19 protein-coding genes are annotated in these 18,925 nt (G+C 69.7%); 9 read left to right on the top strand and 10 right to left on the bottom strand.

Annotated features, from left to right (window positions below; all coding sequences use genetic code 11):
• Positions 1-13: 13 nt before the first annotated feature.
• The gene (locus M8R19_RS00830) at positions 14-1,360 is read left to right on the top strand and encodes an aryl-sulfate sulfotransferase (protein ID WP_249916735.1); all 1,347 of its coding nucleotides are present in this window, start codon (positions 14-16) and stop codon (positions 1,358-1,360) included.
• Positions 1,361-1,579: 219 nt separating this feature from the next.
• Here the strand turns inward: M8R19_RS00830 and M8R19_RS00835 are convergent, their stop codons facing one another.
• Positions 1,580-2,371 carry an AraC family transcriptional regulator gene (locus M8R19_RS00835; RefSeq protein WP_249916736.1) on the bottom strand — a complete coding sequence of 264 codons (792 nt, stop codon included), beginning with the start codon at positions 2,369-2,371 and terminating at the stop codon, positions 1,580-1,582.
• A gap of 94 nt (positions 2,372-2,465) precedes the next feature.
• On the opposite strand from M8R19_RS00835, the gene M8R19_RS00840 reads away from it, so the two are divergent.
• A complete protein-coding gene (locus tag M8R19_RS00840; protein WP_249916737.1) occupies positions 2,466-3,353 on the top strand; it encodes a DMT family transporter in 888 nt (295 codons plus the stop codon).
• 204 nt (positions 3,354-3,557) lie between these two features.
• Here the strand turns inward: M8R19_RS00840 and M8R19_RS00845 are convergent, their stop codons facing one another.
• Positions 3,558-4,598 carry an NAD(P)H-dependent flavin oxidoreductase gene (locus M8R19_RS00845; RefSeq protein ID WP_249916738.1) on the bottom strand — a complete coding sequence of 347 codons (1,041 nt, stop codon included), beginning with the start codon at positions 4,596-4,598 and terminating at the stop codon, positions 3,558-3,560.
• An 89-nt stretch (positions 4,599-4,687) separates the two neighbouring features.
• Here M8R19_RS00845 and M8R19_RS00850 point away from each other — a divergent pair, with 89 nt between their 5' ends.
• Together M8R19_RS00850 and M8R19_RS00855 are read left to right on the top strand one after the other, a co-directional pair.
• Positions 4,688-5,566, top strand: coding sequence for a LysR family transcriptional regulator (locus M8R19_RS00850; protein ID WP_249916739.1), 879 nt, complete (start codon positions 4,688-4,690; stop codon positions 5,564-5,566).
• The gene (locus M8R19_RS00855) at positions 5,563-6,708 is read left to right on the top strand and encodes a YbfB/YjiJ family MFS transporter (RefSeq protein WP_249916740.1); all 1,146 of its coding nucleotides are present in this window, start codon (positions 5,563-5,565) and stop codon (positions 6,706-6,708) included. Before M8R19_RS00850 ends, M8R19_RS00855 begins: the two co-directional genes overlap by 4 nt.
• A 3-nt stretch (positions 6,709-6,711) precedes the next feature.
• On the opposite strand, the gene M8R19_RS00860 is transcribed toward M8R19_RS00855, so the two are convergent.
• Positions 6,712-7,299 carry a CGNR zinc finger domain-containing protein gene (locus tag M8R19_RS00860; RefSeq protein ID WP_249916741.1) on the bottom strand — a complete coding sequence of 196 codons (588 nt, stop codon included), beginning with the start codon at positions 7,297-7,299 and terminating at the stop codon, positions 6,712-6,714.
• Between the two features lie 138 nt (positions 7,300-7,437).
• Between M8R19_RS00860 and M8R19_RS00865 the strand changes: the two genes are divergently transcribed.
• Together M8R19_RS00865 and M8R19_RS00870 are read left to right on the top strand one after the other, a co-directional pair.
• The gene (locus M8R19_RS00865; protein ID WP_009622165.1) at positions 7,438-7,866 is read left to right on the top strand and encodes an organic hydroperoxide resistance protein; all 429 of its coding nucleotides are present in this window, start codon (positions 7,438-7,440) and stop codon (positions 7,864-7,866) included.
• Positions 7,867-8,065: 199 nt separating this feature from the next.
• The gene (locus tag M8R19_RS00870) at positions 8,066-8,233 is read left to right on the top strand and encodes a hypothetical protein (protein WP_249916742.1); all 168 of its coding nucleotides are present in this window, start codon (positions 8,066-8,068) and stop codon (positions 8,231-8,233) included.
• Here M8R19_RS00870 and M8R19_RS00875 read toward each other — a convergent pair.
• Positions 8,230-8,670, bottom strand: coding sequence for a carboxymuconolactone decarboxylase family protein (locus M8R19_RS00875; RefSeq protein ID WP_043272695.1), 441 nt, complete (start codon positions 8,668-8,670; stop codon positions 8,230-8,232). The two genes, M8R19_RS00870 and M8R19_RS00875, sit on opposite strands and share 4 nt — an antisense overlap.
• Before the next feature lie 154 nt (positions 8,671-8,824).
• Here M8R19_RS00875 and pdxR point away from each other — a divergent pair, with 154 nt between their 5' ends.
• The gene (gene pdxR / locus M8R19_RS00880; RefSeq protein WP_116423446.1) at positions 8,825-10,258 is read left to right on the top strand and encodes a MocR-like pyridoxine biosynthesis transcription factor PdxR; all 1,434 of its coding nucleotides are present in this window, start codon (positions 8,825-8,827) and stop codon (positions 10,256-10,258) included.
• Positions 10,259-10,277: 19 nt separating this feature from the next.
• Here the strand turns inward: pdxR and M8R19_RS00885 are convergent, their stop codons facing one another.
• A complete protein-coding gene (locus tag M8R19_RS00885) occupies positions 10,278-11,066 on the bottom strand; it encodes an SDR family NAD(P)-dependent oxidoreductase (RefSeq protein WP_074979254.1) in 789 nt (262 codons plus the stop codon).
• A gap of 261 nt (positions 11,067-11,327) precedes the next feature.
• Between M8R19_RS00885 and M8R19_RS00890 the strand changes: the two genes are divergently transcribed.
• The gene (locus tag M8R19_RS00890; protein WP_249916743.1) at positions 11,328-12,533 is read left to right on the top strand and encodes an NAD(P)/FAD-dependent oxidoreductase; all 1,206 of its coding nucleotides are present in this window, start codon (positions 11,328-11,330) and stop codon (positions 12,531-12,533) included.
• Positions 12,534-13,093: 560 nt separating this feature from the next.
• On the opposite strand, the gene M8R19_RS00895 is transcribed toward M8R19_RS00890, so the two are convergent.
• The 4 genes from M8R19_RS00895 to M8R19_RS00910 all read right to left on the bottom strand — a co-directional run bounded on the left by M8R19_RS00895 (position 13,094) and on the right by M8R19_RS00910 (position 17,363).
• Positions 13,094-14,518: a short-chain fatty acid transporter gene (locus M8R19_RS00895; protein ID WP_074979259.1), complete on the bottom strand. Its 1,425-nt coding sequence runs from the start codon at positions 14,516-14,518 to the stop codon at positions 13,094-13,096.
• Positions 14,519-14,616: 98 nt separating this feature from the next.
• Positions 14,617-15,798 (bottom strand): acetyl-CoA C-acetyltransferase, encoded by a 1,182-nt coding sequence (locus tag M8R19_RS00900; protein ID WP_009622176.1) that lies wholly within the window; start codon positions 15,796-15,798, stop codon positions 14,617-14,619.
• Between the two features lie 183 nt (positions 15,799-15,981).
• Positions 15,982-16,638: a CoA transferase subunit B gene (locus M8R19_RS00905; protein ID WP_074979263.1), complete on the bottom strand. Its 657-nt coding sequence runs from the start codon at positions 16,636-16,638 to the stop codon at positions 15,982-15,984.
• A 26-nt stretch (positions 16,639-16,664) separates the two neighbouring features.
• Positions 16,665-17,363 (bottom strand): CoA transferase subunit A, encoded by a 699-nt coding sequence (locus M8R19_RS00910; RefSeq protein ID WP_009622180.1) that lies wholly within the window; start codon positions 17,361-17,363, stop codon positions 16,665-16,667.
• A 124-nt stretch (positions 17,364-17,487) separates the two neighbouring features.
• Here M8R19_RS00910 and M8R19_RS00915 point away from each other — a divergent pair, with 124 nt between their 5' ends.
• Entirely contained in the window at positions 17,488-18,414 is a 927-nt protein-coding gene (locus M8R19_RS00915) for a LysR family transcriptional regulator (RefSeq protein WP_249916744.1), read from the top strand.
• A 55-nt stretch (positions 18,415-18,469) separates the two neighbouring features.
• Here the strand turns inward: M8R19_RS00915 and M8R19_RS00920 are convergent, their stop codons facing one another.
• Entirely contained in the window at positions 18,470-18,718 is a 249-nt protein-coding gene (locus tag M8R19_RS00920; protein WP_009622183.1) for a DUF2790 domain-containing protein, read from the bottom strand.
• Positions 18,719-18,925 lie beyond the last annotated feature (207 nt).

The following is an 18,925-nucleotide window of genomic DNA, read 5'->3' on the forward strand; positions in this document are numbered from 1 at the left end:
GAGGACCACTGCCATGAAGCATGCCCGCGCCACCGCCCTGCTCGCCTTCTCCGCCCCGCTGCTGGCCGCCGCCGTCAGCGCCGCGCCCAGCGTCTACCCCACCGGGGTGACGCGCTACGACCCGCAGAAGGCCTTCAACCAGTACGTGATCTTCAGCGGCGCCGACAACAGGACGCACCTGATCGACATGAACGGCAACGAGGTCAAGCGCTGGGACCGCCCCGGCTTCCCCTCGGCCATCCTCGACCCGAAACTCGCCAATGGCGAGCGCGGCCACGTGCTGCTGCAGACCGCCGACCTGGCCGAGCCGGGCAAGCTGTCCTCCGCCGGCAACGGCCTGCGCAACCAGGCCGTGGGCGAGCTGGACTGGGCCGGCAAGACCGTCTGGCAATGGGGCGACCAGGCCCCCGGCGGCGCCGCCCGCCAGCACCACGACCTGCGCCGGCTGGCCAACGGCAACACCCTGGTGCTGGCCAACCGCGTGCATGCGGTGAAGGGCTTCCAGGTGCCGGAGGTGATCGACGATGTGATCTACGAGGTCACCCCGCAGGGCCAGGTGGCCTGGCGCTGGACCGCCTCCGAGCACCTGCACGAGTTCGGCTTCGGCGCCGAACAGCTCAAGCTGGTGCACGCGACCAAGAACCCGGACTACCTGCACATCAACAACCTGGCGCCGCTGGGCCCGAACCGCTGGCACGCCGCCGGCGATAAGCGCTTCGCCCCGGACAACCTGCTGTTCGATTCGCGCAACGCCAACTTCATCGCCATCATCGACAAGGCCAGCGGCAAGGTGGTCTGGCGCCTGGGCCCGAACCTGCCGCCGATCGACCCGCGCAACGCGCAGAAGCTGCCGCGCCCGGTGGACCAGATCAGCGGCCAGCACGACGCGCACCTCATCCCCGAGGGCCTGCCCGGCGCCGGCAACCTGCTGGTGTTCGACAACCAGGGCGACGCCGGCTACCCCTCGGTGCAACGCGGGGTGATCTCCGGCTCGCGGGTGCTGGAGATCGATCCGCAGAAGAACGAGATCGTCTGGCAGTACACCGCGGAAAGCTCGAAGCAGCCGGGCTGGGCCTTCTTCAGCTCGTTCATCAGCAGCGCCCGGCGCCTGCCCAACGGCAACACCCTGATCGACGAGGGGCAGAACGGCCGCTTCTTCCAGGTCACCCCGGGCGGCGAGATCGTCTGGGAATACGTCAGCCCCTACTTCGGCAAGGCGCCGCTGGGCGATGCCGTGAGCAACTGGGTGTACCGCGCCCTGCCGGTGGACTACAGCTGGGTACCGGAAGGCACCCCGCGCGAGGAAAAGGCCGTGCAGGCCGCGGTGCCGGGCGCGCAACCGGTGACCGCAGCGCGCTGAACCGCCCATCGCCACCTGTAGGAGCGCGCCCTGCGCGCGATTCGCGGGCAGGGCGCGCTCCTCCTGCGGCGGCACGAAACACCCCGTAGGATGGCGTTGAGCGAAGCGATACCCATCACCCCCCGGCTTTTGTAGGAGCGAGCTTGCTCGCGAACGGGCCCCGCTGCGGAATCTGTTCGCGAGCAAGCTCGCTCCTACAAGAGAAGGCAGGCCCTGCTCTCACCCCCGGCTCGCCAGGCGGTACTGCTCCGGCGTGGTGCCGGCCTGGCGGCGGAACATGGCGATGAAGGCCGAGGCGCTGCTGTAGCCCAGGTCGAAGGCGATTTCCTGCACCCCGCGCCCGGCCTCCAGCGCCTCGATGGCGGCGAGGAAGCGCAGGCGCTGGCGCCACTCGCCGAAGCTCATGCCCAGCTCGCGCTGGCACATGCGCGCCAGGGTGCGCTCGGTGCTGTGCACCTGCCTGGCCCAGTCGGCGAGGGAACGGTTGTCGCCGGGCTCGGCCTGCAGCGCGGCGAGCAGTTCGCCCAGCAGCTCGCTCTGGGCGAACGGCAGGTAGTCCTCGTGGCGCGGCGAGGCTTGCAGCTGGTCCAGCACCACCTGGGCCAGGCGCTTGTCGGCCGCGCTCTCGGGGATGTTCACCCCGCGCGCGGCGAAATCCGAAAGGATGGCCTTGAGGATGTCGCCGATCTGCAACGTGCAGGGCGCCGCCGGCAGCTGGCGGGACAACTCGGCGCTGACGTACAGCGAGCGGTAGACGATCGCCTCGCGGTTGTAGCAGCCGTGCTCCACGCCCGGCGGTACCCACACCGCGTACTGCGGCGGCGAGAGGAAGCGCTGGCCGCCGACGTCCAGCTGCATCACCCCGTGGGAGGCGTAGTTGAGCTGGCCCCAGGGGTGGCTGTGGGGCGCCGAATGGGTGTCGGCGCCGAACTCGTCGTAGCGGAAGTACAGCGGCGCCGGCAGGGCCACATGGTCCGGCAGCGGCAGGGGGATGTATTTCTTCGTGGGCATGTCCGGATGGCGTGGCGAGTTGTCCGGAATGAAGTATAAGCGCCATTCCGGACGGCGGGACAATAGCGCCCGTCCTTCACAGATGTCCGCTGCAATGACCTATTTCTTCCCGCTCTTCGCCGTGCTCGTCTGGGGCGGCAACACCGTGGTCAACAAGCTCGCCGTGGGCCGCATCGCCCCGGCCGAGATCGGCTTCTTCCGCTGGCTGGCGGTGGCCGTGCTGCTCAGCCCCTTCGTGCTGCGCCCGCTGCTGGCGCGGCGCGCGCAGATCGCCCCGCTGCTGCCGAAGATCGTGGTGCTCGGCCTGCTGGGCATGGCCGTGTACCAGAGCCTGGCCTACTACGCCGCGTCCCTGACCAGCGCCACCAACATGGGCATCATCCTCGCGCTGATGCCGCTGATGTCCCTGGGCCTTGCCAGCGCCCTGCTCGGCCAGCGGCTCAACGCCGGCGGCGTGCTCGGCTCGCTGCTGTCGCTGCTGGGCGTGCTGTTGGTGATCGCCCACGGCGACCTGGCCAGCCTGCCGCACCAGGGCATCGGCCCGGGCGACGGCATGATGCTGGTGGCCACCCTCGCCTACGGCCTCTACGGCGTGCTGCTGAAGAAATGGCAGATACGCCTGCCGGGGCTGCAGCTGCTGTACCTGCAGGTGCTGGTGGCGGTGCTGGCGATGCTGCCGATGTACCTGCTCTCGCCGCACCACGGCCTGGACGCCGGCAACCTGCCGCTGGTGGCCTACGCCGGCCTGCTGGCCTCCATCGCCGCGCCCCTGGCGTGGATGCGCGGGGTGCAGGAGATGGGCCCGAACCGCATGGCGCTGTTCTTCAACCTGCTGCCGCTGGTCACCGCGGCCATCGCCGCCGCGCTGCTGGACGAGCGCCTGGGCGTGCACCACCTGTACGGCGGCGCGCTGACCCTCGCCGGGGTGCTTCTTGCCGAACGTTGGCGGCCGCGGCCGGCGGCGGGTCTGGCTGCCGACTGAGGCCTATCGCGGATGAATCCGCTCCTACAGGTGCCTCCCGGAAACCTGTAGGAGCGGGCCCTGCCCGCGATTTCGCGCGCAGGGCGCGCTCCTACACGAGGGTTCGGAGTAGGGGCAACTATCTTGCGCGGGGTGCTCTTCGTAGGAGCGAGCTTGCTCGCGAACAGATTCCGCAGCGGGGCTGGTTCGCGAGCAAGCTCGCTCCTACAGGTCGGCCTCCGTCACCAACGTGGCCACCAGCTCCGCCGCCGGCAGCTCGCGGGCCAGGGGCGCGCCCTGGCCGGCCCATTGCACGGCGAAGTCGGGATTGCCCTTGGCCGCGGCGACCAGGGCCTTGGTGGCGTCGTAGACCATGGGGTAGTCCGGCAGCGCCGGGGCGTCGGCGCGCTGCAGGTCGCTGAACAGGCGGTTGGGCAGGCCGCGCGCCGGGCGCCCGGAGATGGCCGCGGTCACCTCGGTGTGCCAGGCCCGCTCGCTTTGCAGCGCCGCGCGGTAGGCGGCGTTGGCCGAGGATTCCGGGCAGGCGACGAAGGCCGTGCCCATCTGCACCGCTTGCGCGCCCAGGGCGAAGGCGGCGCGGATGCCGCGGCCGTCCATGATGCCGCCGGCGGCGATCACCGGCACCTTCAGCGCCGGCGCCAGGCTGCCGACCAGGGCCAGGGTGCCGATGCGCTCATCGTGGTCGCGCTCAAAGATGCCGCGGTGCCCGCCCGCCTCGTAGCCCTGGGCGACCACCGCGTGCAGCCCGGCGGCCTCGACGGCGCGGGCCTCCGCCAGGTTGGTGGCGCAGCCGAGCAGGACGATGCCGGCGGCCTTCAGCCGATCGATCCAGCCCTGCGCGGGCAGGCCGAAGTGGAAGCTGACCACCGCCGGGCGCTCTTCCAGCAGCACCTCCAGCATCTGCGGATCATCGACGAAGCTGCGGTAGATCTCCCGCAGCGCCGCCGGCGGCTCGCCGCCCAGCTCCTCGAACAGCGGCCGCAGGTGTTCCACCCAGGCGGCCTCGCGGGCGGCGTCGGCCTGCCCAGGGTGGTGGCAGAACAGGTTGAAGTTCACCGGCCTCGCCGTCAGCGCGCGCACCTGGGCGATCAGCTCGCGGGCCTGCGCCGGGCTGCTCGCGCCCAGGCCGATGGAGCCCAGGGCGCCGGCCTCGGACACGGCGGCGGCCAGCGCCGGGGTCGAGACCCCGACCATGGGCGCCTGGATGATGGGGTGTTCGATGCCGAGCAGTTGGCGAAGGGGCATGGCGGTGATCTCTTGGGCTGATCGATGGTTGACTTAAAATCTCATACAGAGAATATTCTACGCAATACATTCTCCAACAGAGATCATCGATGGACCTATCCAGCCTGGAAATTTTCCGCTGCGTCGCCGAGGAACAGAGCGTGACCCGCGCCGCCGCGCGCCTGCAGCGGGTGCAGTCGAACGTCACCACGCGCATCCGCCAGTTGGAGGAAGACCTGGGCGTGGCGCTGTTCCTGCGCGACGGCAAGCGCATGGCGCTGACCGACCAGGGCCGCGAGTTCCTCGCCTATGCCGAGAAGCTCCTGGCCCTGGCCGCCGAGGCGCGGCAGTCGCTGCACCCCCACGAGGCCACCGGCAGCCTGCGCCTGGGCAGCATGGAGAGCACCGCCGCCAGCCGCCTGCCCGGCCCGCTGGCGGCCTACCACCGCGCCTGCCCGCAGGTGCAGCTGGAAGTCAGCACCGGCACCAGCCAGGCGCTGGTGGACGGCGTGCTGTCGCGGCGCCTGGATTGCGCGCTGGTCGCCCACCCGGATGCGCTGCGCGCCGAACCCGGCTTCGAAGCGGCCCTGGAGCGCGGCCTGCTGGGCCAGGCGGTGTTCCACGAGGAACTGCTGCTGGCCCTGCCCGGCGACCACCCGCCGGTGCGCGGGCCGGGCGACGTGCAGGTGCGCACCCTGGCCGGCTTCGCCCGCGGCTGCACCTACCGGCAGATCGCCGAGGACTGGCTGAACGCCGAGGGCGCGCGCGTGCAGGTGCAGGAAGTGGGTTCCTACCACGGCATCCTGGCCTGCGTCGCCGCCGGCGCCTGCGTGGGCATCCTGCCGCGCTCGCTGCTCGACCTGCAGCGCGAGCCGCCGGCGCTGCGACTGCTGCCGATCATGAGCGTGGACATCCTCCTGGTCTGGCGCGAAGGCTACGCCACCGGCGCCTTCGAACGCTTCCGCGAAACCCTGGGGGCCGCCGCGTGAAGCAACGCAGGGAACTCGCGCTGGCGCTGAGCGCCGCGCTCATCCTGGCCATCGGCATGGGCTTCGGCCGCTTCGCCTTCACCGGGCTCTACCCGCTGATGGTCGGCGAAGGCGTGCTCAGCGTGAATGGCGGCTCGCTGGCCGCCTCGGCCAACTATGCCGGCTACCTGCTGGGCGCGCTGGCCCTGGCGCGCTGCCCGGAACGCCTGGCGGCGAGCCTGTGCCGCGTGGCCCTGGTGGGCACCCTGCTGGGGCTGGCGGCCATGGCGGTGCCGGCGCCGGCCTGGTTCGCCATCGGCGTGCGCCTGCTGGCCGGGGTGCTCAGCGCGGTGGCGCTGGTAGGCGCCTCGGTGTGGCTGCTGCACGTGATGCAACGCCACGGCGGCGCGCCGCTGATGTTCTCCGGGGTGGGCCTGGGCATCCTGATTTCCGCCGAGCTGATCGCCGGCGGCCATGGCGCGGGCCTGGGCAGCCCGGCGATCTGGCTGCTGCTGGCCGGCGCCGGGAGCGTTCTCGCCCTGCTGGCCTGGCCGGCGCTGGGCCGCCCCGCGCCCGCGCCCGCCAAGACGGCGACGCACGCAGCGCCCGCTGTGCCCATGGCGCCGGCGAGCCTGCTGCTGATCTACGGCCTGGCCGGCTTCGGCTACATCATCACCGCCACCTACCTGCCGCTGCTGATGCGCGGCGGCGCGCTGTCGCCGCTGCAGGCCTGGGCGGTGTTCGGCCTGGCGGCGGCGCCGTCGTGCTTCTTCTGGCACTGGCTGCACGGGCGCCTGGGCACGCGCCGGGCGCTGGCGGCGAACCTGCTGGTGCAGGCGCTGGGGGTGATCCTGCCGGTGCTGCAGCACAGCGCCCCGGCCTACCTGGCCAGCGCCCTGCTGGTGGGCGGGACCTTCATGGGCACGCCGACCATCGCCCTGCCCGCCGCGCGCCTGGCGGCGGCGAAAGTGCGCTTCAACATGCTGGCGGCCATGACCGCGGTGTACGGCGTGGGGCAGATCGTCGGGCCGCTGGCCTCCAGCGCGCTCTATCACCTGGACGGCAGCTTCAGCCCGGCGCTGCTGGCGGCCGGCGCCGCCCTGCTGCTGGGAGCGGCCGGCACCTGGCAGCCGGCGCGGGCCGCCGCAAGCTGCCCGCGCTGAGCCTCAGGCGTCGCCCTGGCGCTGGCGCTTGCGGTGTTCGGCGACCTTGTGGCGGTTGCCGCACAGGGCCATGCTGCACCAGCGCCGGCGGTGCGACTTGGTGCGGTCGTAGAACCACAGGGTGCAGTCCGGGTGCTCGCACACGCGGACCAGCTCGAAATCCCCCTCGGCAAGCAATTGCGCGCCCTGCTCCGCCAGCGGCGCCAGCAGCCATTCGGCGCCGGGCTTGACGGCCTGGTGGCGCAGATGCGCGCCCTGCCCGTCCCAATCCAGCTGCGGGTAGCTCGCGACCTTGCGCAGGAAGGCGTTGAAGCGCGCCGGGTCGGCCGGCTCGCCACGCTTGCGCTTGCTCACCAGCTCGCGCAGGGTCTCGCGCAGCTCGATGGCGGCGGCCAGCAGCTCGCCCTCGGCGAAATCCGCGCCTTCCGCCGGCAGGCTCAGCAGGCGCAGCCAGTGCTGCACGTCGGCGTCGCTGTGCCAGGCATCGGAGACCGACAGGGCCGCGGCATCGGCGCGGCTCAGGCTGTTGAGCAAGTCCAGCACCGGGTGGTCGGCGAGGATGTAGGGCGGCTGGGGGGTGGTTTCGCGCATGCTCGCTCCGGTGTCGGGATGTCGACGCCCATGGTAACCCTCGTCCAGGCGTTTTCAAGTTACAGCATCGGGCGACTGGCGAGCCGCGCCAGCCTGGCCAAGACTGTTCAGTCCCCTTCCCTGATCAGGAGCCCTGCCATGTCCATCGACAACGTGCTGTACCGCGCCTACGCCGAAGCCACCGGTGGCCGCGAGGGACGCGCCATTTCCTCCGACGGCGTGCTCGACGTGGAACTGACCACGCCCAAGGAACTGGGCGGCAACGGCGCCCGCGGCACCAACCCGGAGCAGCTGTTCGCCGCCGGCTATTCGGCGTGCTTCCTCGGCGCCATGAAGTTCGTCGCCGCCCGCGACAAGCTGGCGATTCCCAAGGACCCGTCCATCGAGGGCGTGGTCGGCATCGGCCCGGTGCCCACCGGCTTCGCCATCGAGGTGGAGTTGCGCATCTCCCTGCCCGGCCTGCCGCGCGACCAGGCGCAGACCCTGGTGGACCGCGCGCACATCGTCTGTCCCTACTCCAACGCCACCCGCGGCAACATCGACGTCACCCTGACCATCCTCGACTGAGCCCCGTCCCGGCTGCGGCGCCCGCCGCAGCCGCCTTTCCCCTTCCCCACCAAGGCCTATTCCGGATGCCGGGCTGCGTCTGCCCGGACGAATGGCGCAGTAACTCTTTAAACAACTATTGACAGGTTACAAGGCGAGCGCAGAATACAGCCTTGAGTAACCGTATAAACACACTTAAAGAGTTACAGAGGTGACCGCCATGTTCGCCCGACTGCTGCGCCGACTCTTCCCGCACCCCGCCGAAAAAGACCTGGAGCGCTGGGCCGACGACCTCGCCGCCGAACGCCGCTGGCGCGCCAGCCCGGCCGCGCGGGCCCGCTACTACGCCCTGCCCGGCAGCCTGCCGCGGCAACCCCGGCGGCGCTAGAGCGCCGGCAGCTGGCGGAAGCTCACCGCCAGGCGGTTCCAGCAGTTGATGGCGGAAATGGCCACGGTCAGGTCCACCGCCTCGCGCTCGTCGAACTGGCTGCGCAGCTGCTGGTAGACCTCGTCGGGCACGTTGGACTGCGACAGCAGCGTGACCGCCTCGCACCAGGCCAGCGCGGCCCGCTCGCGGTCGCTGAAGAAGGGCGAGTCGCGCCACACCGCCACGGCGTACAGGCGCCGCTCCGACTCGCCGCTGCGCCGCGCCTCCAGCGCATGCATGTCGGCGCAGAACGCGCAGTTGTTGACCTGCGAGACGCGCACCTTGACCAGTTCCAGCAGCGGCTTCTCGATGGACAGGTCGAAGGTCGCCGCCTCCAGCGCCAGGATCGCCTTGAGCGCTTCCGGCGAGGCCGTGTAGTAGTCCAGGCGTGGTTCCATGGCGAAGTTCCTCGAAGGTAGATGAAGGCCATTCTGCCGGGCGCGCCACCGCGCCAGGGTGGCCAATCCGACGAAAAACCGCTACGCAACTTCGCGCCGGGCCCGGCCGCTGGCTAATCTTCCGCCAATACACAGCGAGCGCGGAGAGGCATTCATGGAGTTGCATATCGTCATCCAGGGCCAGAAGGACCTTGGCGGGCAACTCTACGCGCAGCTGCGCGAGGCCATCGACAGCGGGCGCCTGGCCGCCGGCGCGCGGCTGCCGCCCAGTCGCCTGCTGGCCGAGCAGTTGGGCCTGTCGCGCAAGACGGTGTCGGACATCTACGCCCAGCTCACCTACGAGGGCGTGCTGGTCGGCCGCGTCGGCAGCGGCACCTTCGTCAACGCCCGGGTGCCGCGCCACGAGCAGCGCCCGCAGACCATCCGCTACGCCGCCCAGGAGGCCATCGACACCTGGGAGGCGCTGCAGACGCGCATCGTCCACCCCCACGCCGGCGTCACCCTGCGCGCCGACTTCCTCGGCGGCGCCAGCAGCCTCGCCACCTTCCCCCACGAGGACTGGCGCCGCTGCGTGCACTTCGCCCTGCGCCAGATGCAGGGCCCGCGGGCGGTCTACGCGCAGCCCGAGGGCCTGCCCAGCCTGCGCGACGCCATTGCCCGACACATCGCCTACAGCCGCGGCGTGCAGTGCCGCGACGAGGACGTCATCGTCTGCAACGGCGCGCAACAGGCCCTCGACCTGCTGGCCCGGGTGCTGGTGCGCCCCGGCACCCGGGTAGCCATGGAAGACCCCGGCTACCCGCCGGCGCGCCTGCAGTTCGCCATGCAGGGCGCGGAAATCGTCAGCGTGCCGGTGGACGCCGAGGGTCTGTGCGTGGAGCGCATCCCCGACGGCACCCAGTTGATCTACTGCACCCCGGCGCACCAGTTCCCCCTCGGCATGCCGATGAGCGAGGCGCGGCGCCAGGCCCTGCTGGCGCGGGCCGCGGAGCTGGGCGCGGTAATCGTCGAGGACGACTACGACAGCGAATTCCGCTACGAAGGCCGCCCCCACGAGACGCTGCACAGCCTCGACCGCCTGGGCCTCGTGGCTTACGTCGGGACCTTCTCCAAGACGCTGCTGCCGGAACTGCGCCTGGGCTACCTGGTGGTGCCGCCGGGCCTGCGCCCGGCCCTGCTGCGCGCGCGGCAGCTGAACGACTGGCACAGCTCGACCCTGGCGCAGTGGGCGCTGGCCAAGTTCATCGCCGACGGCTGCCTGCTCAAGCACATCCGCCGCTGCCACGGCATCTACGCCACGCGCCGCGAACGCATCCTGGCGCGCGTCGAGGGCGACCTCTCGCCCTGGCTGCAGGCGGTGCCGTCCAACGCCGGCTTCCACCTGGCACTGCTGTTCAAGGTGCCGGTGAAGCTGCCGCTGCTGGTGGAGCTGGCGCGCAAGCTGGAAGTCGGCATCTACCCGCTGGATGGCTTCTACGACCGCGAGCCGGTGCGCCAGGGCCTGCTGATGGGCTTCGGTGCCATCGAGAAGCTGGACATCGACCCGGCCCTGGACAAGCTGCGCGACCTGCTCCGGCAGATCGCCTGAAGCCGCGCAGCCACGCGCCTCAGAAAGCCGAACGCACCACCCCGCCGTCGGCGCGCAAGGCCGCGCCGTTAGTGGCCGAGGACGCCTCGGAGCAGACGTACACCACCAGGTTGGCCACCTCCTCCGGCGTGGTGAAGCGCTTGAGCAGCGAGCTGGGCCGCGCGCTGCGGAAGAACTCCGCCTCGAACTCGGCGAACGGCTGGCCGCCGGAGAGCTTGCCGACGAACTCGTCGACGCCCTCGGAATGCGTCGGCCCCGGCAGCACCGCGTTGACCGTCACCCCGGTGCCGGCGCAGTCCTCCGCCAGCCCGCGGGACAGGCCGAGCTGGGCGGTCTTGGTGACGCCGTAGTGGATCATCTCCACCGGAATCTGCACGCCGCTCTCGCTGCTGATGAACACCACCCGCCCCCAGTTGCGCTGCTTCATGCCCGGCAGATAGGCGCGGCTGAGGCGCACGCCGGAGAGCAGGTTGACCTGCAGGAAGCGCTCCCAGTCCTCGTCGGGAATCTCCGCGAAGGGCTTGGGATCGAAGATACCCAGGTTGTTCACCAGCACGTCCACCTGCGGGTAGCGGCCCACCAGTTCGGCGATGGCCGAAGGCTGCGACAGGTCGCCGGCGAAACCCTCGACGCGGGCATCGGGCTGCTGCTCGCGCAGCTTGGCCAGGGCGGCGTCCACCGAAGCCTGGCTGCGGCCGTTGAGGACCACCCGCGCGCCCTCGCGCGCCAGGCCCTGAACGATGGCGAAACCGATGCCCTTGGTGGAACCGCTGACCAGGGCGAGCTTGTCTTGCAGATTGAAATTCATGGCACTGCTCTCGGTTGTTTTCGGTTTTCGATTTTCGTAGGAGCGAGCTTGCTCGCGAACGGATTCCGCTGCGGGGTTACACGAACAAGGGCTGGGCGACGATGTGCTGAGTGGACCCAAAGCAGCCTAGGCGCTACCGGCAGCCACGTCCAAGCACTCGGAGGATTGGACTGCCGGTTTTCGCCAGGATTGTCCGTTATTCCCCGCCCGCCGAACGCCTAGTATCCCCTTCACGAATTTTCCCTTCCCAGGAGTCACGCCATGCAACAACGCATCCTCGTCATCGGTTCCGGTTTCGCCGGCATGTGGGCCGCGCTGGGCGCCGCCCGCGTCCTCGACCAGCACGGCCGCGGCGACGTCGAAGTCGCGCTGGTCGCCCCCGAGCCGCTGCTGCACCTGCGCCCGCGCCTGCACGAGGCCGCCCCGCACGCCATGACCACGCCGCTGCTGCCGCTGTTCGAAGCCGCAGGGGTGCGCTACGTGCAGGGCAACGTCGAGCGCATCCATACCGGCGAGCGCAGCGTCGAAGCCGTGAACGAGCGCGGCGAACGCTTCAGCCTCGCCTACGACCGCCTGGTGCTGACCGCCGGCAGCCGCCTGTTCCGCCCGGCCATCCCCGGCCTGGCCGAGCACGCCTTCAGCATCGACCAGACCGACGAAGCCAGCGCCCTGGACGTGCACCTGGCGCGCCTGGCCGACCTGCCGCCGAGCGACGCGCGCAACACGGTGGTGGTGGCCGGCGGCGGCTTCACCGGCATCGAGATCGCCTGCGAGCTGCCCGAGCGGGTACGCCGCGTGCTGGGCGAGGATGCCGAGGTGCGGGTGGTGATAGTCGAGCGCAGCCACGTCATCGGCTCCGACCTGGGCCCCGGCCCGCGCCCGCAGATCGAGCAGGCCCTGGACGAGCTGGGCGTGGTGCGCTTCCTCGGCGCCGCGGTCAACGCCATCGACGCCGACGGCCTGAACACCACCACCGGCGAACGCATCGAGGCCAAGACGGTGATCTGGACCGCCGGCATGCACGCCAGCCCGCTGACCGCCCAGGTGCCCGGCGAACGTGACACCCTCGGCCGCCTGCACGTGACGCGCGACCTGCGGGTGAAAGGCGTGGACGCCGTATTCGCCGCCGGCGACGTGGCCCTGGCGCAGGTGGACGATGCGGGCAACCACGCGCTGATGTCCTGCCAGCACGCCATGAACATGGGCCGCAGCGCCGGCTACAACGTCGCCGCCGACCTCCTCGGCCTGTCCACCCAGGCCTACGCCCAGCCGGTCTACGTCACCTGCCTCGACCTGGGCCCCTGGGGCGCGGTCTACACCGAGGGCTGGGAACGCCAGGTCAAGCTGCAGGGCGCCGAGGCCAAGGCCCTCAAGCGCCAGATCAACACCCAGTGGATCTACCCGCCCCAGCCCAGCCGCAAGGCCGCCCGCGAAGCCGCCGACCCGCAACGGGTGGTGGTGGCGTAGGGCGTATAACCGTTCGCGGTTATACGCCGCTACACCCATGCCATCCCCGACGCCATGGCCGAGCCTGGGCTTCTCCTTCGCGGAACCCATGCGGCCATGGCGATGGGTATCGCTTCGCTCAACCCATCCTACGGGAACCCGGAAAACAGCGTAGGAGCGGACCTTGTCCGCGATAGCCGGAGGTTCCGGCGCGATTCGCGGATGAGATCCGCTCCTACGCCGCCCCGCCCGCGCCATTCCCTGTAGGAGCGCGCCCTGCGCGCGAATCGCGGGCAGGGCCCGCTCCTACAGGTTGGCCGTCGCAACAGTGTGCCGGGCCAACGGCGTATAACCGCGAACGGTTATGCGCCCTACGCTACTGTCTTGCCGGCCGCGCCGAGGCGCTCTTCGTAGGAGCGAGCTTGCTCGCGAATGAGCCCCGCAGCGGAATCTGTTCGCGAGCAAGCTCGCTCCTACGAGAAGCCATCTCCGCGATTGCCGGAACCTCCGGCGGGCCACCCATGAAAAAGCCCGGGCACCTCGCGGTGCCCGGGCTCTGCCGTTGGCAGCCGTCTGCGTGGTTACGGCATGACCGGCGGCAGGTACTGCAGGGTGGTGCCCAGGGCCCAGAGCAGGAACAGCACCAGGGGCACGTGGACCAGCAGCTGGACGAAGGAGAAGCCGATCAGGTCGCGGGCCTTCAGGCCCAGCACGCCGAGCAGCGGCAGCATGTAGAAGGGGTTGATCAGGTTCGGCAGCGCCTCGGCGGCGTTGTAGATCTGCACCGCCCAGCCCAGGTGGTACTTCAGCTCGGTGGCTACCTGCATCACGTAGGGCGCCTCGATGATCCACTTGCCGCCGCCGGAGGGGATGAAGAAGCCCAGCACCGCGGAGTACACGCCCATCAGCAACGCGTAGGTGTCGTGGGAGGCGATCTGCACGAAGAAGGTGGAGATGTGGTGCGCCACGGTGGCGCCGTCGGTGCCTTTCACGGTGGTCATGATGGCGGCGATGGAGCCGTACAGCGGGAACTGGATCAGCACCCCGGTGGTGGTCGGCACCGCGCGGGCCACGGCGTCGAGGAAGTTGCGCGGGCGCCAGTGCAGCAGCGCGCCGACCATCAGGAACAGCAGGTTGTAGGTGTTCAGCCCGGAGATGGCGAGGATCGCCGGCTTGGTGGCGAACTCGTGGAACAGCCAGCCGGCGGCCAGGGCCACCAGCAGCAGGATCAGCAACGGGCTGTGCTCCAGCCATTCGCCGGGGCGGCTGGGCTTGCTCATGTGCGGCGGGGTGAAGCTGACGTCCACGCCGCAGGCATCGGCATCGCGGGCGCTGGATTCGCCCGGCGCGGTCATGTAGGCGATCACCACCGACACCACCACCAGGGCCAGCAGCATCAGGCCGGACTGCCAGAGGAAGATGGTCTCGGTGAAGGGGATCACCCCGGTGATGGCGAGGATTGACGGCGGCAGGCTGCCGGGGTTGGCCTGCAACTGCGCGGCGGAGGACGACAGGCCCAGCGCCCAGACCGCGCCCAGGCCCAGGTAGGCCGCGGCGCCGGCGGCGCGGTAGTCCATCTTCAGGTCGGTGCGGCGGGCCAGGGCGCGCACCAGCAGGCCGCCGAAGACCAGGCTCAGGCCCCAGTTGAGCAGCGAGGCGAGCATCGACACCACGGCCACCCAGGCCACCGCCGAGCGGCCGTTCTTCGGCACCCGCGCCAGCAGCGCGATCAGCCGCGAGGCCGGGCCGGAACTGGCGACCACGTAGCCGCCGATGACCACGAAGGCCATCTGCATGGTGAAGGGGATCAGGCTCCAGAAGCCGTCGCCGAAGGCCTTGGCGGTGTCGCCGGGGGACGCGCCCATGGCCAGGGTGGCCACGGCCACGATCAGCACCGCCAGGGTGGCGAACACCCAGGAGTCCGGGAACCAGCGCTCGGCCCAGGCCGAGCAGGCCATGGCGAAGCGCGCGGAACGGCTTTCCTGCAGTTGCAGTTTCGCGTTCATTTTTCCTACCTCGATTTTCTTGGAGTTATTTTTCTTTGTAACGCCGAACGCCCCGGAGTTCGTCCGGGGCGTCCGTCACACCGGCACGCGGGGCTCGATCAGTCGCGGACCAGGGCCAGGGCCACGCCCTGGCCACCGCCGATGCACAGGGTGGCAAGGCCCTTCTTCGCATCGCGGCGGAGCATTTCGTGCAGCAGGCTGACCAGCACGCGGCAGCCGGAGGCGCCGATGGGATGGCCCAGGGCGATGGCGCCGCCGTTGACGTTGACCTTGGCGGCGTCCCAGCCCAGTTCCTTGCCCACCGCCAGGGATTGCGCGGCGAAGGCTTCGTTGGCCTCGATCAGGTCCAGCTCGGCCAGTTGCCAGCCGGCCTTGTCCAGGCAGCGGCGGGTGGCGGAAACCGGGCCGATGCCCATGATCGCCGGATCGACGCCGGCGCTGGCATAAGAGGCGATGCGTGCCAGCACCGGCAGGCCCAGTTCCTTGGCCTTGGCGGCACTCATCAGCAGTACGGCGGCGGCGCCGTCGTTGAGGCTGGAGGCGTTGCCGGCGGTGACGCTGCCGTCCTTCTTGAACGCCGGCTTGAGCTTGGCCAGGGCCTCGGCGGTGGTGCCGGCGCGCGGCTGCTCGTCGGTGTCGAAGCTCAGCGCCTCGCCCTTGCGCTGCGGGATGCTCACCGGGACGATCTCGTCACGGAAGCGCCCGGCCTCGATGGCGGCCACGGCCTTCTGCTGCGAGGCGGCGGCGAAGGCGTCCTGCTCCTCGCGGCTGATGCCGTACTTGTCCACCAGATTCTCGGCGGTGATGCCCATGTGGTAGTCGTTGAAGGCGTCCCACAGGCCGTCGACGATCATGCTGTCGACCAGTTGCGCATGGCCCATGCGCAGGCCGGTGCGCGCCTTGGGCAGCACGTAGGGCGACAGGCTCATGTTCTCCTGGCCGCCGGCGATCACCACCTCGGCGTCGCCGCAGCGGATGGCCTGGGCGGCCAGGTGCAGGGCCTTGAGGCCCGAGCCGCAGACCTTGTTCAGCGTCAGCGCCGGCACCGCATGGGGCAGCCCGGCGGCGATGGCGGCCTGGCGCGCCGGGTTCTGCCCGGAGCCGGCGGTGAGCACCTGGCCGAGGATCACCTCGTCCACCTGCTCGGGCTTCACGCCGCTGCGCTGCAGCAACTCGCGGATGACGATGGCGCCCAGTTCGTGGGCGGGGATGTTCGCCAGGCTGCCCTGGAAGGCGCCGATGGCGGTGCGGGTGGCGGCGACTATCACTACGTCTTGCATGTCTTTCTCCCAAGCGGCTGTTCGTTGGAGCAACTGCCTTGCCGGCTGCGCCGAGGTGCTTTTCGTAGGATGGGTTGAGCTTGCGAAACCCATGCTGGGTATCGCTTCGCTCAACACCATCCTACGGGTGCTACTCCTGGCCCTGCGCGCGATCGCGGGCAGGGCCCGCTCCTACAGGGGGTGTCAGAAGGTCATTTCCTTCACGTCATCCGGCACGATCAGCCGCCCGGCGGTCTTCTCGGCGATCTCGGCGACGCTCACCCCCGGCGCGGTCTCGCGCAGGACGAAGGCGCCGTCGATGATCTCCAGGTAGGCCAGGTCGGTGAGCACCTTGCGGATGCAGCCGGCGCCGGTCAGCGGCAGGCTGCAGCGGTCGAGCAGCTTGGACTCGCCGTCCTTGGAGGCGTGGGTCATGGTGACGATGATGTTGTCGGCGCCGGCCACCAGGTCCATGGCGCCGCCCATGCCTTTCACCAGCTTGCCGGGGATCATCCAGGAGGCGATGTTGCCCTGCACGTCCACCTCGAAGGCGCCGAGCACGGTGAGGTCGACGTGGCCGCCGCGGATCATCGCGAAGGATTCGGCGGAAGAGAAGATCGACGCGCCCTTCACGGCGGTCACGGTCTGCTTGCCGGCGTTGATCATGTCGGCGTCGAGGTTTTCCTCGGTGGGGAAGGCGCCCATGCCGAGCAGGCCGTTCTCCGATTGCAGCATCACTTCCATGCCCTCGGGCACGTAGTTGGCCACCAGGGTCGGGATGCCGATGCCGAGGTTCACGTAGTAGCCGTCCTGCAGTTCGCGCGCCACGCGCTGGGCCATCTGTTCGCGGGTCAGTGCCATCTTCTTGTCTCTCTTGTCCGGTGGGCTCAGGAACGCACGGTGCGCTTTTCGATGCGCTTCTCGAAGGTCCCCTGGATGATGCGGTCGACGTAGATGCCGGGGGTGTGGATCTGGGTGGGGTCCAGTTCGCCCGGCTCGACGATCTCTTCCACCTCGACCACGGTGATGCGCCCCGCGGTGGCCACCACCGGGTTGAAGTTCTGCGCGGTGTGGCGGTAGATGACGTTGCCGTAGTGGTCGGCCTTCCAGCCCTTGACGATGGCGAAGTCGCCGGTGATGGCCTGTTCCATGATGTGCGGGCGGCCGTTGAACTCCCGCACTTCCTTGCCCTCGGCGACCGGGGTGCCGTAGCCGGTGGCGGTGAAGAAGGCCGGGATGCCGGCGCCGCCGGCGCGCAGTTTCTCGGCCAGGGTGCCTTGCGGGGTGAGTTCCACTTCCAGTTCGCCGGACAGCAGCTGGCGTTCGAACAGTTCGTTCTCGCCGACGTAGGAGGCGATCATCTTGCGGATCTGCCGGTCTTCCAGCAGCACGCCCAGGCCGAAGCCGTCGACGCCGCAGTTGTTCGACACCACCGTCAGGCCCTTCACGCCCAGGCGGCGGATCTCGGCGATGAGGTTCTCGGGGATGCCGCACAGGCCGAAGCCGCCCGCCAGTACCGTCATGCCGTCGGTGAGCCCGGCCAGGGCCTCCGCGTAACTGCCAACCCGCTTGTCGAGTCCTGCCATCTGCTGCTGCCTCTCTTGTAGTTTGGGTTTCCGACCGGCCGGTCGGAGAGCGTCTGCAGCTTCACCGCTGGGGACTGATTTGTTAAGTTTGTTTTTCCAATCGATTATTCGGCTTTACTTATCAATGACCGTCAAGCAACTGCGCGCCTTCCTCGCCGTGGCGCAGAGCCTGAGCTTCGCCCAGGCCGGCGAGCGCCTGCACCTGTCGCAGCCGGCCCTGAGCCTGGCGATCAAGAACCTGGAGGAATCCCTCGGCGGGCAGTTGCTGGTGCGCACCACCCGCAGCGTAGCCCTCACCCCCGAGGGCGAGACCCTGCTGCCCATCGCCCGGCGCCTGCTGGCCGACTGGGACAACGCCGAGGAGCTGCTGCGCCAGCACTTCACCCTGCAGCTGGGCAAGGTCTCCATCGCCGCCATGCCCTCCTTCGCCGGCAACCTGCTGCCGGGCGCGCTCATGGCCTTCCGCCAGCGCCACCCGAAGGTGAACGTGGCGGTGCACGACGTGATCAACGAACAGGTGCTGGAGATGGTGCGCAACCGCCGCGTCGAGCTGGGCATCGCCTTCGAGCCGGACAGCCTCGACGGCCTGAGCTTCCAGGCCTTCTACAGCGACCGCTTCGTCGCCGTGCTGCCGGCCGGCTCGCCCCTGGCCGGGCAGCGCCGGCTGACCTGGGCGCAGCTGCTGCAGCAGCCCTTCATCACCCTGCAGCGGCCCTCGGCGGTGCGTCTGCTGCTGGAAGACAGCGTGGCGGCCAGCCACGGCAAGCTGGCGGTGGCCTTCGAGAGCCACCAGTTGGTCACCGTCGGGCGCATGGTCGCCCAGGGGCTGGGAGTGAGCGCGGTGCCGCGCCTGTGCGTGAAGCAGATGGAGGAGTTGGGCGCGCGCTGCGTGGACCTCTACGAACCCACGGTGGAACGCCGCGTGGGCCTGTTCAGCCTGGCCGAGCACAAGCTCTCCAGCGCCGCCCAGGCGCTGAGCGACGTGCTCTTGCAGATAGCCGACTGGCCGCGGTTGCAGAAGGAAGGTTGCGAGGAAGGTCGAGCAGAATGAGGCAGAGTCGCGCGGCGCGGGCGGCGGAAGAACGCCGCCCGTTGCGCTGGGAGGGTCAGATGTCGCTGCACATCTCGGTCTGGCGCAGGTACTCGAGCACGTGGACCTGGCCCTTGGAGTCGGCGTAGGTCATTTTCGCCGGGGCGACTTCGCAACGGTCGTTGGCTTGCTCGATGCTGATCACCTTGGCCACGTCGAGCTGCATGCCGTAGTGGTAGACCACGGGCGCGGCGTCGGCGGCATTGGCGGCCAAAGCGGCGCCCATCAGGGGGATGGCGAACAGGCTGAACAGGGTGCGTTTCATGGTGGGATTCTCCGATTTCCGGCGTGCTGGCCATTTGGCCTTGCCGTGTATACAAATTTAGTTGAACGGCCGTTCCGGACACAGAGGCAATACGACAAGGGATTACTGCGCAACACGTAACAATAAGGGCTTGCCAACCTGGCTGAATGGATTGACCGCCCTTTCACCTGCGGTAAAAAGCCCCCGGACTGGCAGGATTCGATTCAT

The organism is Pseudomonas sp. R3.Fl (genome assembly GCF_023516765.1).
Taxonomy (GTDB): domain Bacteria; phylum Pseudomonadota; class Gammaproteobacteria; order Pseudomonadales; family Pseudomonadaceae; genus Pseudomonas; species Pseudomonas citronellolis.